Raw genomic sequence first — 18,491 nt, 5'->3', positions numbered from 1 at the left:
TATTTTAATACGTTTGTTTAAGATAGTTAGATACCCTCTTTATTCTTTTTTAGCAAACTCTTTACGGAGTACAGAGAGTGCTTTTACAATGTGTTTTCGGACAGCGCTTACGCTTATATTCAGTTCATCAGCCACTTCCTGATATTTTTTTCTTCGTACATAACATTCTTCAAGGATATGCCGGGTGTGGGCAGTAAGCGTTGAAATAGCTTTGTGGATGCGCATCATCCTTTCGTCATATTCTTTGTATTCTGTTTCTGTGTATGATTCGGTCAGTTTTATATATAATTGAACATATTGTTCGTGTACGTTCTGATGACGCAAGTAATCGATGCATTTGTTACGGACGTAAACATAGAGATAAGATTTGGCTGTGGTTTTATCAATCTTGGCATAGTTAGTCCAAATAAATTCGAAAGCATCACTTGCGATATCTTTACTAGCCTCCATATTATTGATCAGATGGAATGCATAATAATAAAGTTGGGGGTAGTACTCTTTAAAAAGATAGTCGAAATCTGCTTTGTCTTCCACGTGCTTTAAAGTGTTGAATAGTAAATAAATTGCGTTGCAAATAAACAAATAATAATTGAGAAAAGCAAAATGGCTTTTGTTTTATATTTATTGTATCTTTGTAGCGTCATTCTTTTCTTATATATTAGGACTATATTAATGGAGAGTATTCTAATTACAGGTGCAAGTGGATTCATTGGAAGTTTTATTGTCGAAGAGGCACTGAAACGAAAGTTTGGTGTGTGGGCGGGAATCCGTTCTAGCAGCAGCAAGCAGTATTTGAAGAACCGGAAGATTCATTTTCTGGAACTGGACTTTGCTCATCCCAACGAATTGCGTGCCCAACTCTCCGGGCATAAAGGGACGTATAACAAATTTGATTACATTATTCATTGTGCGGGAGTCACCAAGTGTTCGGACAAGAAAACATTTGATTATGTAAATTATCTTCAGACTAAATATTTTGTTGATACGTTGAAGGCACTCAATATGGTTCCGAAGCAGTTTATCTATATCAGCACATTGAGCGTATTCGGACCGGTGCATGAAAAAGATTACTCGCCCATTTCGGCAGATGATTCTCCGATGCCTAATACGGCTTATGGATTTAGTAAACTCAAAGCCGAACTTTATATACAGAGCATTCCCGGTTTCCCTTATGTCATTTATCGTCCTACAGGAGTTTACGGTCCCCGTGAAATGGATTATTTCCTGATGGCAAAGTCCATCCGTCAGCATGTGGACTTCTCGGTGGGTTTCCGGAGACAGGATCTGACTTTTATTTATGTAAAGGATATTGTGCAGGCCATCTTCCTTGGAATAGAGAAAAGAGTAGCGAGAAAAGCGTATTTCCTGTCGGATGGAAACGTATATAAAAGCCGCACATTTTCGGACTTAATACAAAAAGAACTGGGCAATCCGTTTGTTATTCATATGAAATGTCCATTAATTGTGCTAAAAGTTATATCTTTGCTCGCTGAATTTATTGCTACGCGTTCCGGGAAGAGCAGTACGCTGAATTCTGACAAGTATAAAATAATGAAACAACGTAACTGGCAATGTGATATAACCCCTGCAATGACAGAGTTAGGGTATGCTCCCGAATATGATCTGGAGAAGGGAGTTCGTGAAACGATTGCCTGGTATAAAAACGAAGGATGGCTTTAGACTTATTTAAGCGAGTGGAAACCCGGAAGGGGTTGTTTGCTGTGGAGAAGATTACATTGATTTATAATCTGTTGACCTCCATCTTGATACTGTTCCTGTTTCAGCGAATGGATCATCCATGGCACATGTTGCTGGATAGGGCGATGATTGCTGCAATGACTTTCCTGTTGATGTATCTTTATCGGCTGGCACCTTGTAAGTTCTCGGCATTTGTGCGGGTTGTCATTCAGATGAGCCTGCTTTCGTACTGGTATCCCGATACGTTTGAGTTTAACCGGTTCTTCCCCAATCTTGATCATGTATTTGCTGTTGCCGAACAATTTATCTTCAATGGGCAGCCTGCTATCTGGTTCTGCCACACATTTCCGCATCTGATAGTCAGCGAAGCATTCAATTTGGGATATTTCTTCTATTATCCGATGATGCTGATTGTGACGTTATTCTACTTTATCTATAAGTTTGAATGGTTTGAGAAGATGTCATTTGTACTGGTAACTTCTTTCTTTATTTATTATCTCATTTATATCTTTGTTCCGGTGGCGGGACCGCAATTCTATTTTCCGGCTATCGGGTTCGATAATGTGTCGAAAGGTATCTTCCCGGCTATTGGCGATTATTTCAATCATCATCAGGAACTATTGCCCGGTCCCGGCTATCAGCATGGGTTCTTCTATAATCTGGTAGAGGGCTCGCAGCAGGTAGGCGAACGACCTACTGCGGCATTCCCCAGTTCTCATGTCGGCATTTCCACTATCTTGATGATTATGGCGTGGCGTGGCAGCAAAAAGCTCTTTGCCTGCCTGATTCCTTTCTATATGCTACTTTGTGGTGCTACCGTGTATATTCAGGCGCATTATGTTATTGACGCTATTGTAGGCTTCTTCTCAGCGTTCGTTTTATATGTTGTAGCAACGTGGATGTTCAAGAAGTGGTTTGCGCAGCCGATGTTTAAGTAAACCAATCTGGTATATCATCGATCTACAGATGCTAGATTGGCAGTTATCTCATCAAATATCCGGAACAATTCTTCCTTTGTTTCCGCCCGAAGCATAGCGATACGGGTATTACGAAAATTAGGAATGCCTTTGAACAACGGACTGGCAGCCAGATGACGGCGTACATGCAGAATACCTCTGCGTTCGTCAAGCAGATTCACACTGTCTACTACCTCCTGTCGTAATACCTCCATGCACCATTCAAAACTGAGTGGGGGAAGCGCTTCTCCTGTTTCCAGATAATGCTTCACTTCCTTGAATATCCAGGGGCGTCCGAAGCTTGCACGACCGATCATGACAGCGTCTACTCCATAACGGTCGAAACACTCCTTACAGCGTTGAGGCGTAGTCACATCTCCGTTGCCGATGATAGGAATATGCATGCGGGGATTGTTTTTTACTTCCCCTATCAGTGTCCAGTCTGCTTCTCCGGTGTACATTTGCGCACGGGTCCTACCGTGGATAGTCAATGCGGCAATACCGCAATCCTGCAATTGTTCTGCCAAATCTACAATGATTTTATTATTGGCATCCCATCCCAGACGAGTTTTTACAGTTACCGGTATTTTCACGGCATCTACTACCGCACGGGTAATCTCCAGCATCTTCGGAATATTCTGTAACATTCCTGCTCCGGCACCTTTTCCCGCTACTCTTTTCACCGGGCAACCGAAGTTGATATCGAGAATATCAGGCTGTGCCTGTTCCACTATTTTGGCGGCTTCCACCATTGTTTCCGTATCCTTCCCATAAATCTGAATGGCAACAGGACGCTCTTCGTCACTGATGCTCAACTTCTGCGCGGTCTTGTTGACGGCACGTATCAATGCATCACTCGATACAAATTCAGTATATACCATGTCGGCACCGAACTTTTTGCACATCAGGCGGAAAGCCGGGTCTGTCACGTCCTCCATGGGGGCGAGTAGTATAGGATGTTCTCCCAGGTCTATATGGTTTATCTTCATAATTGATACTTCTTTTTTGCCGTGCAAAGGTACGGATAAAAACTGAAAGAACTATTTGTTGAGGTAAGTTTCACGGATGCGGATTAATTCGTACCTTTGCATACTCCTATCACATTTTAATGATTATCGAACAGTAAAATGAATATAAAAGACTTTGAAATAATGGCGCCTGTCGGTTCGCGCGAATCTCTTGCGGCAGCCATTCAGGCTGGAGCCGATTCTATCTATTTTGGTATAGAAAACCTTAACATGCGTGCCCGTTCTGCCAATACGTTTACCGTTGATGATTTGCGTGAGATAGCCCGGACGTGCGACGAACACGGGATGAAAAGCTATCTGACAGTCAATACGATTATCTATGATAAGGATATTCCTTTGATGCGTACTATTGTCGATGCGGCCAAAGCAGCCGGAATATCTGCAGTGATTGCTGCTGACGTGGCAGTGATGAATTATGCCCACCGGATCGGGCAGGAAGTGCATTTGTCTACTCAGCTTAATATATCGAATGCGGAAGCCTTGAAATTTTATGCCCAGTTTGCCGATGTTGTGGTGCTTGCACGCGAACTGAATCTGGAGCAGGTTGCAGAGATTTATCGTCAGATCCGGGAAGAAAATATCTGTGGACCGAGTGGTGAACAGATTCGTATTGAGATGTTCTGTCACGGTGCTCTGTGTATGGCAGTCTCCGGAAAGTGCTACCTCTCTTTGCATGAAATGAATCACTCCGCCAACCGGGGGGCTTGTATGCAAGTATGCCGTCGTTCTTATACCGTTCGTGATAAGGAGACAGATGTGGAACTGGATATCGACAACGAATATATCATGTCGCCGAAAGACCTGAAGACTATTCATTTTATGAATAAGATGATGGATGCAGGTGTGCGTGTATTCAAAATCGAAGGTCGTGCCCGTGGCCCTGAGTATGTGCGTACAGTGGTAGAATGTTATAAAGAGGCGATTCAGTCTTATTTGGACGATACCTTTACAGACGAAAAAATCGCAGCTTGGGACGAACGTCTGAAAGCTGTTTTCAACCGTGGATTCTGGGATGGCTATTACCTCGGACAACGGCTTGGCGAATGGACACGGAATTACGGTTCGGCAGCTACGGAGCGTAAAATCTATGTGGGTAAAGGTATCAAATACTTCTCCAATATCGGCGTTTCCGAATTTCTGGTGGAGGCGTCCGAAGTCAGTGTAGGCGATAAATTGCTGATTACGGGACCAACCACCGGTGCAGTCTTCATGACGCTGGACGAAGCCCGCGTCGATCTGAAACCGGTAGAAACAGTCAAGAAGGGACAGCGCTTCTCGATGAAATCAGACAAGATACGTCCCAGCGACAAATTATATAAATTGGTATCTACCGAAGAACTGAAGAAGTTCAAAGGACTTGATGTAGAACAGAAAAGAGGATAAACAGATGAGTCAGTACATTTACGAGCTGGAGATGAAGGTACGCGATTATGAATGCGACCTGCAAGGTATTGTCAACAATGCCAATTATCAACATTATCTGGAGCATACCCGCCATGAGTTTCTGATCTCGGTAGGTATTAGCTTTGCAGCGCTTCATGAGCAGGGAGTCGATCCGGTAGTGGCGCGCATCAATATGGCTTTCAAGACTCCGTTGAAGAGTGGAGATGAATTTGTCTCCAAGCTATATATGAAAAAAGAGGGTATCAAGTATGTATTCTATCAGGATATCTTCCGCAAAAGTGATCAAAAAGTAGTAGTGAAATCCACTGTTGAAACGGTATGTGTGGTAAACGGACGTTTGAGTAGCAGCGAATTATTCGACAACGTCTTTGCTCCATACCTGAAATGACCGATAACGAAGAAGAACAGATTTATAGCATCGCTCTGACCATGGTGCCCGGTATCGGGCACATTGGAGCGAAGCGTCTGGTAGAGGGCATGAAAAGTGCCACTGATGTCTTCCGCTACCGGAAAGAGCTTTCCGAACGTATTCCCGGAGTTAACGAACGGATATCTGCCGCACTGGATTGTCCGTCACTCATTGCCCGTGCAGAGCAGGAACTCGGATTTCTGCAGAAGAACCGCATTCAATGCCTGACTTATTATGATGAAGCTTATCCTTCCCGCTTGCGGGAGTGTGAGGATGCTCCTGTCGTGCTTTTCTTCAAGGGAAATGCGGATTTGAATGCTCTCCATATTCTAAATATGGTGGGTACCCGCCACGCTACCGATTATGGAACGCAACTTTGCGCTACTTTCCTTCGTGACTTGAAAGCGTTATGTCCTGATGTGTTAGTGGTCAGCGGCCTTGCCTATGGCATTGATATCAATGCCCACCGGAGCGCTTTGAATAATGGACTGGCTACGGTAGGCGTATTGGCTCATGGATTAGACCGTATCTATCCCTCTCTCCATCGTAAAACGGCTGTTGATATGCTCGACAGAGGTGGTCTGCTGACTGAATTTCTTGTCGGCACAACACCGGACAAGCATAATTTTGTTAGCCGAAACCGCATTGTAGCAGGTATGTGCGACGCTACGATTGTGATAGAATCTGCCGCAAAAGGCGGTTCCCTGATTACTGCCGAACTTGCGGAGAGTTATCACCGTGACTGTTTCGCTTTTCCCGGTCGCGCTACTGACGAATATTCCAAGGGATGCAATCAACTGATCCGCGACAATAAAGCTTCTCTGCTTTTATCTGCCGAAGACTTTGTGCAGGCAATGGGCTGGAGTGCTGCTTCCTGCGTGGAAAAAACAGCCAATGTACAGCGTGACCTGTTTCCCGATTTGTCCGGAGAAGAACAACGGATCGTTGATATTCTGGCACAACGCGGAAATCTGCAGATTAACACGCTGGTGGTGGAAACTGACATTCCCGTTCATAAAATGAATGCTATTCTTTTTGAACTTGAAATGAAAGGAGTTGTACGGGTATTGGCCGGAGGAATGTATCAATTACTGATTTAATTGTCTGGATATTGTTTGTTTTTTCATTATATTAGCAGCCTAATTAAAAATAATACCCCCATGAGCAAAACACATTCTTTCTTCATCTTATCTATTCTTTCTTTTTTTGTAGTAAACGTATCTTTGTTTGCCGGAGATAAACCTCAAACAAACATCAATCAAATTTTTTTTGAAGGAGCACCGAGCATTCATCCTCCCCGGGTGATAGCCAATTATACGGCAACTCCTTTCATGTTTTATATTCCTACTACCGGCCAGCGACCGATGGAATGGAGTGCTGAGAAGTTGCCGAAAGGCTTGAAACTGGATTCGAAAACAGGAATTATCACAGGAACAGTCGCTTCGGAAGGTGAATATATAGTCACTCTCAAAGCTAAGAATTCGCAGGGAACCTGTACGCAAAAGCTCGAGATTCATATCGGTGACGATTTGCTGCTGACTCCTCCTATGGGGTGGAACAGCTGGAATACTTTCGGGCAACATCTCACGGAAGAACTGGTATTGCAGACTGCGGATGCACTGGTGGCAAACGGAATGCGTGATCTGGGTTATTCCTATATTAATATCGATGACTTCTGGCAGCTGCCGGAGCGAGGGGCTGACGGACATATACAGATTGATAAAGCGAAGTTTCCTCGTGGAATAAAATATGTTGCTGACTATCTGCATGAACGGGGCTTTAAACTCGGGATCTATTCTGACGCAGCCGATAAAACCTGTGGCGGTGTTTGTGGCAGTTATGGGTACGAAGAAATGGATGCGAAAGATTTTGCTTCCTGGGGAGTCGATTTGTTGAAGTATGATTATTGCAATGCTCCTGCCGGCAGGGTGGAGGCTATGGAGCGATATGCTAAGATGGGTAAGGCTTTGCGTGCTACCGGTCGTTCTATTGTGTTCTCTGTTTGCGAGTGGGGACAGCGTGAACCTTGGAAATGGGCAAAGCAAGTAGGAGGACATTTGTGGCGGGTTTCGGGAGATATAGGAGATGTATGGGACCGTGAGGCCAATCGGATGGGTGGACTGCGCGGTATTCTGAATATTCTGGAAATCAACGCTCCTTTGAATGAATATGCCGGACCTTCCGGGTGGAATGATCCGGATATGCTGGTTGTCGGTATTGGCGGGAAGAGCATGAGCATCGGCTCGGAATCGAAAGGATGTACTCAGGAGCAATATAAGTCTCATTTTGCCTTATGGTGTATGATGGCTTCTCCTTTGCTTTGTGGAAATGATGTACGGAACATGGATGATAGCACTTTACAGGTTTTGTTGGACAAGGATTTGATTGCTATCAATCAGGATGTGCTCGGTAAGCAGGCAGAACGCAGCATTCGTGCGGATTATTATGATATTTGGGTGAAACCGTTGGCTGATGGTCGTAAAGCTGTCGCTTGTTTCAACCGGATGGATACTCCGCAAAATATAGAACTGAACGCGAAAACGGTGGAAGGTTTATCTTTGGAACAGGTATATAGTCTCGATAGCCGTTCTACGGAAAATGCTGCGGATGGTATGATTGTAAAGCTGGCTCCTTATCAATGCAAAGTTTATATTTGTGGTAAGCCGAAATAGGAACAGGGATGAGGTTGGGGCATAAAAAAAGGAGCAACGCCTTGCTCCAACCTTTGTTAACCTTAAATCTAATACTATGAAAAAAATCACATGACAAATGTAAGCCTTCTTGCCATTTCTTCCAAATTAAGTTTCTTGTATTTGGGTCTCTTTTGATTTCTTTCACGGATTTTCACTGTTATCGCACACAATGCTCTTGAAAGAGAGATGTGCAGTTTACTTTTCTGATGAAAAAAAAGTAAACTGCACATCTAAACAAACTTATTTGCTTTTATTATGATCAATGGGTTGACTGTTCAATTGAATGTTTCAATATAGATCCTGGTTTTCCATCATAAATAGTTTCTATACTGATAGTGATAGGTGTGGTTTTATCTGCATTATAGCATTCTATTACAACACATCCATTTTTGTCGGTTTGTACATTTGGGTTCCAATATAAAGTGCGGCGATGATCATTGTTTTTAGGTAAAGCTCCGTCCGTATAGGCTGGTGAGTAAAATTCTAATGGACGAGTATAGCCTTGTATACGGGTTGTACGGATTCCACGAGCCGAACGAAAGTCTCTGTTTGCATTCCAGCCGTCAGCAGAGACGATATAAGCAATAGCTGTAGGTTCTTCTGTTAGGCTTTTACCATACTGTTTATCAGTTGCTTTTTTCTCGCTTGCTTTTGTAATCTCCATCTCTTCCTCTAATTCTTCAAAATCTTCTTTGATTGGTGTAAGGGCTTCCTCAAAGTCTAATTTTCCTATTTCGTCTTTAGCTCCGCTTCCGCTACTGATTACTAATGTTTTAATAGCGTCAATGTCTTCTTCAATGAGAAAGCGCTGATGATTTCTCATAATTTTGCCATCGACTGCTAATGGGAGTGACTTTCCACGATATATTATCTGTTTTCCTTCTTGAAGCCGTATTTCGGGGTTTACTTTATTGAGGAAATCATATAAAGTGAATATTTCTTTACCTTCATCTCGCATCTGGTCTATCATTGCTTGAACATCGTAATAGGCATCTATACTTTGTTCAAATAATAATGTACGCTTTTGAGGATAACGTGCTTTGATTGTTACTTCTGCTAAAAAATATGGATTAGTTTTACGAATGGAATCCATATAGACTGAATCTTTATGTTTTGTGGTTTTTCTTAACTCATTGATGTCTTTCCAATCTGGATGTATCTCATAAAAACTGTATTTGCGAAGTTTTGGAGAGAAATTTCGAAATAGTAAGACTGAGCAGAGTTGCTTTCGATCGCTGTTGAGTTTACGTGTTTGTATGTTAGTAGGTATAATTCCTTCAAAGTCTTCTACAGGTATTTGGAAACGTCCCAGAGAATCGGAGATTGATTTTCCTGCCATGAATATACCTTCTTTTTTGGATAGAATGGAGACTTCAAGATTCTCTTTATTTTTCTTGAGTATATATGATTTCAGCTGTCCGTGTATAGTAAGCTTGTCTTCTGGGAGATAACGCGGCTGTATGGGTGGATTACTGATCATATCTTCCAAATTATACTTTTTCCATCCGTGTACTAGCATTAGTATATCTAGTTCTTGTTTCCGTTGCCTGCTATTTTCAGCAAAATAATAACCAGGTTGATGTATATAACCTTTTAATTCGGAAGTTAAAAGTAAATCAGTAAATATGGTGTTATCATATTCTAGGTAATCAGATTGTAAGGTGCTCCGGACAGAAACGGAAAGATTAGTTTCTATTGGTTGTCCATTTGAATCTTTCGCTTCTATTTTGCAATGGATAGGAGTGAAGGGATAATAATATGAATTATTAGTCTGGGCTGTTAATTGTAGGAAACTGTTAGGCATAATGTAGCAATATCGTTCTGCTAATACATTGGCCTTCCGGTTCATTAACGAAAATTGAATAATTCCGGCAGGCAGTTTATCTGTTGGAATACGAATAAGTTCAGCCTGTTTCTTTTCGAAAGTGAGAGCATGCCAGACCAGAGGTATATTTTGATGAGATATAAATAGAGCTAAAGTATCAGAATCCGTAATTCCATTGCATAGTATCCGGATATCAAAAGTTTTCTCACGATTGGTTACGTTTAATACATAACCTTGTGGCAGGGCCTTAGGCAACGAGTATTTGTATTTCTCGCCGTTGTATTCCACTTCTGCTTCTACTTCTATGCCCGTTTGTGGAGTGTAAGACAAGCATCCCATGCCATCATGGACTGTCCTAAATTCTGTTAGCTTTTCACCTTTTTTAGTACGTAGTATGCCGGATACATTAACTGCTCCCTCTTTTTTACTTTCAGCTTTGAAAGCTACTATAGAAGTGACACCCTCTATTAGCTGCCCTCCTTCAGGGAAGAAACGTACTGACAATTTTTTAACGTTACTTTTTGGTCGTTGTTTCATAGACGGGCTCATATCATATGTAGCTATGAAACGTTCTTCATCATTAATGCCTATTCGGGGACGGTAGACAGGAAATGTACGTGAAAAATAGTATTCGTCTCCGAAAGCCAGCATCCATTTTGTAAATGCCCGGATCTCATAATAGCCGGATAAACCGGATTTTTCTAAAATGAATTGTCCTTGTCCCTCTCCTTTTTGTGTTTTTATGATTTGTTTGTCGATAATATGTCCTAACTGATCAAGTAACTCCACATAAAGTGGTTGACTAAGAGTAGTCGGTCGATTTTCTGTCCCTTGAGTTACATATGCTTTGAACCAGATAGTATCTCCTGCATAATAACTGGTATTATCAAAATGAAGATGCACTTTCTCTTGCGGATAAGCAGAGGAGAAGATTTTTGCCTGTTGAAAATATCTCTGAAAAATATCTTCTGCATTTGGAGATGATTGCTGTGCACTTATGGCAGAGGCAATAATTATCAATAAGGATAAGGTTGTGAATTTCATAAGCGAATTCATATTTAGTGTATTGTAGAATGCTCATAATGCCGTTCCCTTATCCGCCATAATAGTTCATGCAGAGAGATGTTTTTCACTTGCGGTGATAATAGTTGATCTGAGATTTTGCTTGCATTATAACCTTTTATGGGCAAATCAGTAGAATGTGCTGTTTTACTGAAATCCGACCAGGCATGTATGATTGTCCAAGACAATGGATTCTTTTTTTCTTTTAATTTGGCCGCTTTTGCCGCATCCCGGTTAATGAGAGCTGCGATATAGTCTGGACCACCACACAATGGATTATCGAATAATCCGGACCAAATAGAAAATTTGGCGGTCACTATTGGAATCTCAATATTTTTATTGTTCTTCACCCATATAATGTCTCCTCCCATATTATATGGACTGTATTGAATAGCCACCATTCCCGTTAATCCTTCTATCTCGCGGGCATAGATTTCATAGGCTTGCCGGGCCTCTTTACTAAATACATCTTTGCAGATAAACCCGAATATCTTAATATTTAATTTTTTGAAATGCCAGTTCATACGTCGTGCAAATTCAATGAGAAGTTCCTCCCGGTTAGGACGGTTTTTTGCAAATTCATCGGGATATTGATATCCTCCTCCATATTCAATCACACTTGAGTTGTCTTTTTTCATAGTAACAAAACGATTCCAGGTGGAAGTGCTTACTACTGATAGGTTAATTGGGCAGAGAGTCCATGAAACCGGAGAGCGATTTTCGTCTTTATTGCCATAGTATAGTGGACTATCAAGAAATTCTCCCATTGTCCATTGCATATTGTCACCGTCACTGATAACGAAAGAATGGAATGCAGAATTATCATTGAAATCTATATCTTCTTTTTTTACTTCATGTATAGGTAATGGGGGCATTTTATCGGAAGCTGCCATAATGATAGGAAGGTTACGACACCAGTTTGAAGCCGTATTGTAGTGTCCCCATCTTGTGATAGCTCCTGTATATTCGTCTTCATTTCCATAATTCCAACCCAATATAGGTGAAAGTGGAGTAACCCATTCCAGTATTTGCTCCGAAAAATGCCCTGTTCCATAATATAGCATAAGTTTCTGAGCTATAGCAATATCTCTGCAGTTGCTAACTTTGGGATCAATGCTAAGTGCTGCCCCTCTATTAAGTTGGTTTTTGCAGCGTTCGAAACACGTTTCCGGTGATTCGTTACGTGCATCTTTTAGTTTCTTTAATCCGGATTGTTTGATTCGTTTCTCTAAAGATTCCTCTACCAGTATACCTTTCAGGAGGCTGGCATATACCGTTGCTACATTAGCTGAATAATTGATTCCTTCTCTTCGTGAGTAATTTTCTCCTATTGAGTTGTCGTTTTTATAGAGTATATAGCCTTCTATGATCTTTTTTTTCTTGAGATGCTCTAAGAGATCCCATACATCCATTCGGGTTGTTTTGGTGATATTTAGGTTTTCCTGTGAGCTTCTTAAAATTTCACGATAGGAACTGTTATCTATTTCTATCCAGACCATTTCATCAAAAGAGTCTTCGTTTACTGCTTGTCCACATAAGCCGGATAATGACTCTAAAAGCATACTTTCTGCCCTACTGAGTCCTTCACCGTTACATAAAATTAGTTGTTGAGGTGCTTTTTGTATAAACCAACCATGCCTACCATCGTAAGCGGATGCTATAATGGGAGGCAATAAACAAATGATGAGCGTAGATAATAACTTGATTTTCATGATTGTAATGTTTAGGGTTAAAAAGAGCTTTTTCCCCAATCTATTTCGGGAAAAGCTCTTTTTAATGTTGAAGTTTTATAGTGTTGTTATCCTATTATTTAGAGACTTCTAATGGCAATGTCCGCATTTCATTAGCCGCACTAATATTGTCGATGTAGTTGTCGGATAAAGTGATAGCGAATACAGCAATATTCTCGTCTTTAGGAAGTACCAGTGTATGTGCTTCTTTGGGAAGTTCGATGCCGAATTTATACATATATGTGTAGATATACGTGTCATTCCCTTTTTTTGTATGACGATGAGAACCGATGTATGCAAGCGAAGCATTGCGAATATAACCGTCACTGACACCCTTATGCCCCCACTGTCCATAGAAGCCGGAGTAATAAGGTATTTCAAATTCGTGTGATTTACTATTAACAATGAATTTTGCTTTGCGATCCTTGTCTGTAGAAGTTGCGAGGATATATAGTTTCTTGCCCGCTGCTTCCTTGGGTAGTTGGATTGTATCTCCCTTACATTTGATAACATTTTTATTTTCATAGTTAGCTATGCTGAAAGTGATATCATCACAAGTAACTTTATCACCAATTAGTTCAGCTGCGAAACTATTTCCTTTTTTATCGAAAGAAACAGTATAGCCAAAGTTTTCAGGAGTGAAAGCCTTACTGTTAAATGGTAATTGAAGTGGTATGTTCTTTATTGGATCTGCTTTTACTTTTCCTTTTTTCAATCGGATAGCGAAGGTTCTTGGTTGATAAGATGCCATGTCGAAACATAATTTATTGTCCTGTATAGTAGCTTCGCCTATTTTCTCTTCGATGCCATTGGCCTCATAGCCCGATTCTATGGGAGCAGGGAATGTAATTTCTACATTTTGTGCAGATTTACCTTGCATCTCGTATAAACGGATGATGTATAAATCACTTTCTTCCGCTTTTTTTAAGGAACGAATAGCCACTTGCGGGGTATTTACTTTTACGAAAGAATATTCACGTCCTAATGCACCTTTATGTTTGGGCGTGTTGAATACAGCCAGCTGACTATTCAGGGATTCGGCCAAATGGCTGATTCCGGCTTGTAATGCTCCGTCCTGATGGCCCACGATTGAATAAGTGAAGGTGTGATGTCCGAAGTCTTGCTGTTCCTGATATTTATATCTGTCTTTGGTACTGGGAGCATGGAGTAGTGTCAGTCGCAAAGTGTTATCATTGGGTTTATCCCATCCATACTTACAATCATTCAGGATTGAGATTCCGTAACTTTTATCGGAAGACGTAATGTCTGCCCATTGTTGTGCATATACTTCATAAGCAGTATCTGTATTGTTCTTACGCTTTACAGTTCCGATACCCAGATCATAAACAGCTTCCCGATTTTTTACATTCATTGGAAACTCTGCTTTTAATACGGCGTCTTTTGTTGACCAGTCTATTTCATTAATGATATCGATTCGTTCATCGTTTGCCCCTTCACTCATGCGGATGTATTGTATGAATTTAGAAGATTTATAGGTGCGTTCAATGCGAAGAGCTGCATAACAGGGACCTTGTTCTTCGATACTGATACGAACATTTTCTGAGATTGGAGTTCCGGGCTTATCTATAGTCTTTTTTTGAATCTCCCATGCAGGCCATTCTTTCGATTCATTGCCTAGGAGTAAAACCAGACGGAATGCCTTGCCCTGTTCTACCAGTTCCTTATTACTACGCTTGTCAATAATAGAAACAATATCGCCATTAGTATCTAAAGTCAGTTTATAGATGCTATTTTCCAAAGAATTCTGAGTTGCTTTCAAGAAGGAACTCTTATTGTTTTTTCCAAAACGGACATCATATACGGAGCAGCTTAATGGAGCTACAGAAGCACTAAAGGCAATGTGTGCTTTCCCGTTTTCCCAATTAAGTAATTGTGCCGGAATTTCTTTATCGTTAGCGTCAAATACTTGCACTCCAGCAGGCTCCTTTGAGATATTTATATAGGCTTCTGCTAGTTCTTTCCGTTGGGCGGCCATTGCATTATAAACGATGAGTGCAGTTCCTTTTACTCTTGTATCCAAGCAAGAAGCGAGAGAACCGACTCCGGTACGGATGATATCATTAAACTGCGTTTGAGAGATCAGTTCATCATTCCAGGAATAGGTATAGGCCTGAGGAAGACTCGTCCCTGTGAGGTCATCGTGGAATTGATGCCAGATAAACCGACGCCACGCATCTGTCAGCGTATTTGCCGGATAGCTTGCTCCGTCAATATAATCAGCCATTACTGAAATTCGTTCGGCTGCATCGCCTAATTGTTCGTTCCGACGATTATATAATTTCATGGCTGCCTGCGAAGTATAACAGCCGGTAGCATGGATGTCCATCAGTAACTCGCCATCGTATACAGGAAGTTCAGGATGATTATCGAATGGCAGATAGTCTTTGTATAACTGATCGGAAGTAGCACTGATAATTTCAACTTCTCCACTGCCTTTAACACCTTTTTCTATGGAAACAACCGAATTTATATTAGCAGAACCACCTCGGTCTCCTGCACCATAGTAACGGTATGCAGTGTTATTGGCTCCATTTTTTGCCGTATTTTTTAGGTCGTTATCTTGGCTGATATCTCCACCATTCCATTCGTGAACATAGTTTTTGCCATTTAAAGCTGCCATGATGCGTGAGCCGTCTACCCCTTGCCATAGACCGATATTGAATGGCATCTTGGATTTTCCGTGCATATTATGGTGTCTCCATTGTAATTTTTGCGTTGAGAAACCAATTAAGCCACAATGTGCTGCAATAGTGGGCAATGTATAACTGAATCCAAAACAGTCCGGCAAGAAGATATCTGTAGATTTAACTCCAAACTCTTGTTTATAGAATTGTTGTCCCAACAGAATATTGCGGAAGAAAGATTCGGGTGAAGGTACGTTAGTATCATTGGCATCCCACGAGCTGCCTGAGATATGCCAACGACCTTCTTTGATATATTTTTTCACCAGTTCATACTCAAGCGGGTAATACTCTTTTATCCAGTTATATTTTACTCCACCTTCAAAGTTAAATACATAATTGGGATAATGCTGAAACAGATAGAAGTTTCTGACCAGCGTATGCTTGAGGTATTCGTCAATGGTTGTCTGTACATCCCAGTTCCACTGAGTATCCAAATGCGAGTTCGAGACTATATAAGCTTTGTACTTCTTTTGTGCTTGCAGCGGACTGAGTCCTGTTGTAGCAAATAGTAAGGCTAATAAAATGGTTCTTTTTTTCATTCTTGATAATTCCTTTATTTCTATATTAATACCTATTTATTGATTATGAACTTACCTTCAAGCCTGATATCCTTTGAAGAAGCTCCGATCATTACTTTGAATGTACCCGGTTCTACTTGAAATTTCATATTTTTGTCCCAGATGGCAAGGTCTTGTGGGCTCAGTGTAAAGGTCACTTTTTTTTCTTCGTTCGGTTGTAAGGTAATTCGTTCAAAGCCGCGTAGTATTTTTACGTATGTTGTGACGCTACTGATTTCATCTCTGAGATAAAGTTGTACTACTTCATCACCGGGTCTTTTACCTGTATTTTTAACCGTACAGCTCACTTTCACTTCCCCTAGTACTCCTTGTTGTTCAGGAGATATTTTCAGATTATTGTATTCGAATGTCGTGTAGCTCAATCCATGTCCAAAAGGGAAAAGAGCGCCGGTAACTGAAGTGCCGCAGCCGCTGTCAGACCCTGGTTTGAATGGAAAGGCAAAAGGTATTTGTCCTACAGACTTTGGAAAAGTGACTGCTAACTTACCCCCGGGATTATTATCTCCAAAGATTGTTTCTGCAACTGCCTGTCCGCAAAACTCTCCCGGGAACCATGCATGGAGAATAGCAGGTACATATTTTTTTGCATAATTAATGCTGGAAGCACGACCGTCAATCATTACCAGAATGGTGGGTTTCCCCAGCTTGCATACAGCTTTCAGTAATTCTTCCTGTCTGCCCGGTAAGTCAAGACTTGTGCGTGAACGCTCTTCACGTACAGTAACTTCACTACCTCCTAATACCATAATTACAACTTCGGCAGATTTTGCAGCTTCAATTGCTTCATCCATTATCTGCTGCTCTTTGGGCGTTATATCAAAAGGTAGAACTTCACTTTCAGGAAAATGTGGATCCACTATTTCACATCCCTTTTTATATACCACCTTAGCTCCCGGCAGGGCTTCTTTAATACCTTTGTACACAGTCTTTATTGGGGCATTGGAAGGACCGTAACGGCAGATGAGTTCTTTTTGCTCATCTGCGTTCGGACCTATTACAGCTACAGACTTCAATGTCTTTTGAAGGGGCAATAGGTTATCTTGATTCTTCAAAAGAACAATTGACTGACGGGCGGCCTCCAATGCTACTGCCTGATGTTCTTTGCAGTGCACTATTTTATCCGCTAATTTTCCGTCACCACGGTAAGGATTATCAAATAAACCTAACCAAAATTTGACATACAAAATCTCACTTACGCGTTGGTCGATAGTAGCTTGTGATACCTTGCCTTTGGCAATGGCACTTCGTAACGGCTTTATAAAGCCTGCCGGAGAGCTGAAGTTAGTGCGTACATTTAGGCCTGCATTGACCGATTGTACTACTGCTTCTTCATTATTATCAGCAACTTTGTGTTTGCTTGAGATGAATTCGACAGCATCGCTGTCTGATACAACGTATCCTTTAAATCCCCATTCCTGACGTAAAATCTGGGTGAGGAACCGATAGCTTCCGGTAATAGGTTCACCGTCATAATCATTGTATGAGCTCATAACTCCCAATGCTCCCGCTTCCTGAAATGCAACGCGGAAGGGCTCGAGGTAGAGAGTACGCATTTCACGCGGAGCTACGTGCGGGTCTGTACGCGTACCTCCGTCACGTCCGCCTACTGGAATGCTATATACGGCAAAATGCTTCGGAGTGGCTACCAGCTTGTGTTTCTGCAAACTTTGAATCATCTGCTTTCCTAACTGTCCTACTAGGTATGGATCTTCGCCATAGCATTCTACCGCACGTCCCCAACGAGGGTCCTGTGCTATGTCCAGAATAGGAGAGTAGATATTTGTATATCCCAAAGCAACAGCTTCTTTAGCTTCTACTTCACCAATCCGGGCAATCAGCTCTTTGTTCCAGGTACTTCCCTGCCCGCATTGGGCAGGGAAAAAAGTAGCCTTCTCATGACAAACCCCACGAATTCCCTCATTGGTAAAGTCTACCGGAATTCCTAATCGTGTTTCTTCAACAAACCAGCGTTGGATATCGTGTATAGCTTTAACGTGTTTAGCATAAGGAAATGCATACTCAGAGCCGAATTTCCCCAGTCCGTTATGCTCTTCGTCAATGTTTCCTATACCGTCTTTCCATATTTCCGACTTCCATTTTTCAGTCGGTAATGCGTCGGCTAGAACACGACCGGAACCGTAGAGAGTCGCCATTTGACAAGTCTTTTCATCCATGTTCATTTGACTTAACAGGTCTTTGACGCGCTCCTCTATCGGGGCAGATGGGTCTTCATATATGTCCATCTTGCCATTTTTATTGAAATCAATCCATCCTTTTCGATAGATATCGTCTTTAGGACCTGCCTGAGTGATTGCCGGGATAGACAACAAGCAGCTTAGCAATGTTAGTTTTAGTTGTTTTTTCATCTAAAAGGTTTTATATATTGTATAGTTATTGTTCCAG

General features: G+C 41.6%; 12 protein-coding genes. 6 read left to right on the top strand and 6 right to left on the bottom strand.

All coding sequences use genetic code 11. The features are described 5' to 3' along the window. Positions 1-39 precede the first annotated feature (39 nt). Positions 40-534: an RNA polymerase sigma-70 factor gene (locus tag BLW31_RS08900; RefSeq protein WP_010535861.1), complete on the bottom strand. Its 495-nt coding sequence runs from the start codon at positions 532-534 to the stop codon at positions 40-42. Between the two features lie 138 nt (positions 535-672). Here BLW31_RS08900 and BLW31_RS08895 point away from each other — a divergent pair, with 138 nt between their 5' ends. Together BLW31_RS08895 and BLW31_RS08890 are read left to right on the top strand one after the other, a co-directional pair. Continuing rightward, on the top strand, positions 673-1,680 hold the full coding sequence (locus tag BLW31_RS08895; protein WP_010535860.1) for an NAD-dependent epimerase/dehydratase family protein: 1,008 nt from the start codon (positions 673-675) through the stop codon (positions 1,678-1,680). Beyond that, the gene (locus BLW31_RS08890; protein WP_010535859.1) at positions 1,671-2,636 is read left to right on the top strand and encodes a phosphatase PAP2 family protein; all 966 of its coding nucleotides are present in this window, start codon (positions 1,671-1,673) and stop codon (positions 2,634-2,636) included. The genes BLW31_RS08895 and BLW31_RS08890 overlap by 10 nt, the downstream gene beginning before the upstream one ends. A 14-nt stretch (positions 2,637-2,650) precedes the next feature. Here BLW31_RS08890 and dusB read toward each other — a convergent pair whose 3' ends face one another. Beyond that, positions 2,651-3,643, bottom strand: a complete 993-nt coding sequence (gene dusB / locus BLW31_RS08885; RefSeq protein ID WP_010535858.1) for a tRNA dihydrouridine synthase DusB — start codon at positions 3,641-3,643, stop codon at positions 2,651-2,653. A gap of 138 nt (positions 3,644-3,781) precedes the next feature. On the opposite strand from dusB, the gene BLW31_RS08880 reads away from it, so the two are divergent. Genes BLW31_RS08880 through BLW31_RS08865 form a run of 4 tightly spaced genes read left to right on the top strand, consistent with a single transcriptional unit; the run spans position 3,782 to position 8,167 of the window. Next, positions 3,782-5,065 (top strand): peptidase U32 family protein, encoded by a 1,284-nt coding sequence (locus BLW31_RS08880; RefSeq protein ID WP_029425139.1) that lies wholly within the window; start codon positions 3,782-3,784, stop codon positions 5,063-5,065. Positions 5,066-5,069: 4 nt separating this feature from the next. Further along, entirely contained in the window at positions 5,070-5,474 is a 405-nt protein-coding gene (locus tag BLW31_RS08875) for an acyl-CoA thioesterase (protein ID WP_010535856.1), read from the top strand. Next, positions 5,471-6,595: a DNA-processing protein DprA gene (dprA, locus tag BLW31_RS08870; RefSeq protein WP_010535855.1), complete on the top strand. Its 1,125-nt coding sequence runs from the start codon at positions 5,471-5,473 to the stop codon at positions 6,593-6,595. Before BLW31_RS08875 ends, dprA begins: the two co-directional genes overlap by 4 nt. 60 nt (positions 6,596-6,655) lie before the next feature. Next, a complete protein-coding gene (locus tag BLW31_RS08865; RefSeq protein WP_010535854.1) occupies positions 6,656-8,167 on the top strand; it encodes a putative Ig domain-containing protein in 1,512 nt (503 codons plus the stop codon). A 280-nt stretch (positions 8,168-8,447) separates the two neighbouring features. On the opposite strand, the gene BLW31_RS08855 is transcribed toward BLW31_RS08865, so the two are convergent. From BLW31_RS08855 to BLW31_RS08840, 4 genes are all read right to left on the bottom strand, one after another. Continuing rightward, positions 8,448-11,057, bottom strand: coding sequence for a hypothetical protein (locus BLW31_RS08855; RefSeq protein WP_010535853.1), 2,610 nt, complete (start codon positions 11,055-11,057; stop codon positions 8,448-8,450). A 14-nt stretch (positions 11,058-11,071) separates the two neighbouring features. Further along, on the bottom strand, positions 11,072-12,787 hold the full coding sequence (locus tag BLW31_RS08850) for a GxGYxYP domain-containing protein (RefSeq protein ID WP_081477576.1): 1,716 nt from the start codon (positions 12,785-12,787) through the stop codon (positions 11,072-11,074). A gap of 94 nt (positions 12,788-12,881) precedes the next feature. Continuing rightward, on the bottom strand, positions 12,882-16,049 hold the full coding sequence (locus BLW31_RS08845) for an alpha-mannosidase (protein WP_010535851.1): 3,168 nt from the start codon (positions 16,047-16,049) through the stop codon (positions 12,882-12,884). A gap of 32 nt (positions 16,050-16,081) precedes the next feature. Continuing rightward, on the bottom strand, positions 16,082-18,454 hold the full coding sequence (locus tag BLW31_RS08840) for a glycoside hydrolase family 3 N-terminal domain-containing protein (RefSeq protein ID WP_029425137.1): 2,373 nt from the start codon (positions 18,452-18,454) through the stop codon (positions 16,082-16,084). Positions 18,455-18,491 lie beyond the last annotated feature (37 nt).

It is taken from the genome of Bacteroides faecis MAJ27, assembly GCF_900106755.1.
GTDB classification, from domain to species: Bacteria; Bacteroidota; Bacteroidia; order Bacteroidales; family Bacteroidaceae; genus Bacteroides; species Bacteroides faecis.
This window is presented reverse-complemented; position numbering and strand designations above follow the sequence as displayed.

What these genes read in the sequence shown, in the direction of transcription:
- BLW31_RS08845 (WP_010535851.1), bottom strand. Translation starts at nt 16,049, where the DNA reads ATGAAAAAAAGAACCATTTTATTAGCCTTACTATTTGCTACAACAGGA.
- BLW31_RS08840 (WP_029425137.1), bottom strand. Translation starts at nt 18,454, where the DNA reads ATGAAAAAACAACTAAAACTAACATTGCTAAGCTGCTTGTTGTCTATC.
- BLW31_RS08880 (WP_029425139.1), top strand. Translation starts at nt 3,782, where the DNA reads ATGAATATAAAAGACTTTGAAATAATGGCGCCTGTCGGTTCGCGCGAA.
- dprA (WP_010535855.1), top strand. Translation starts at nt 5,471, where the DNA reads ATGACCGATAACGAAGAAGAACAGATTTATAGCATCGCTCTGACCATG.
- BLW31_RS08855 (WP_010535853.1), bottom strand. Translation starts at nt 11,057, where the DNA reads ATGAAATTCACAACCTTATCCTTATTGATAATTATTGCCTCTGCCATA.
- BLW31_RS08895 (WP_010535860.1), top strand. Translation starts at nt 673, where the DNA reads ATGGAGAGTATTCTAATTACAGGTGCAAGTGGATTCATTGGAAGTTTT.
- BLW31_RS08890 (WP_010535859.1), top strand. Translation starts at nt 1,671, where the DNA reads ATGGCTTTAGACTTATTTAAGCGAGTGGAAACCCGGAAGGGGTTGTTT.
- BLW31_RS08865 (WP_010535854.1), top strand. Translation starts at nt 6,656, where the DNA reads ATGAGCAAAACACATTCTTTCTTCATCTTATCTATTCTTTCTTTTTTT.
- dusB (WP_010535858.1), bottom strand. Translation starts at nt 3,643, where the DNA reads ATGAAGATAAACCATATAGACCTGGGAGAACATCCTATACTACTCGCC.
- BLW31_RS08875 (WP_010535856.1), top strand. Translation starts at nt 5,070, where the DNA reads ATGAGTCAGTACATTTACGAGCTGGAGATGAAGGTACGCGATTATGAA.
- BLW31_RS08850 (WP_081477576.1), bottom strand. Translation starts at nt 12,787, where the DNA reads ATGAAAATCAAGTTATTATCTACGCTCATCATTTGTTTATTGCCTCCC.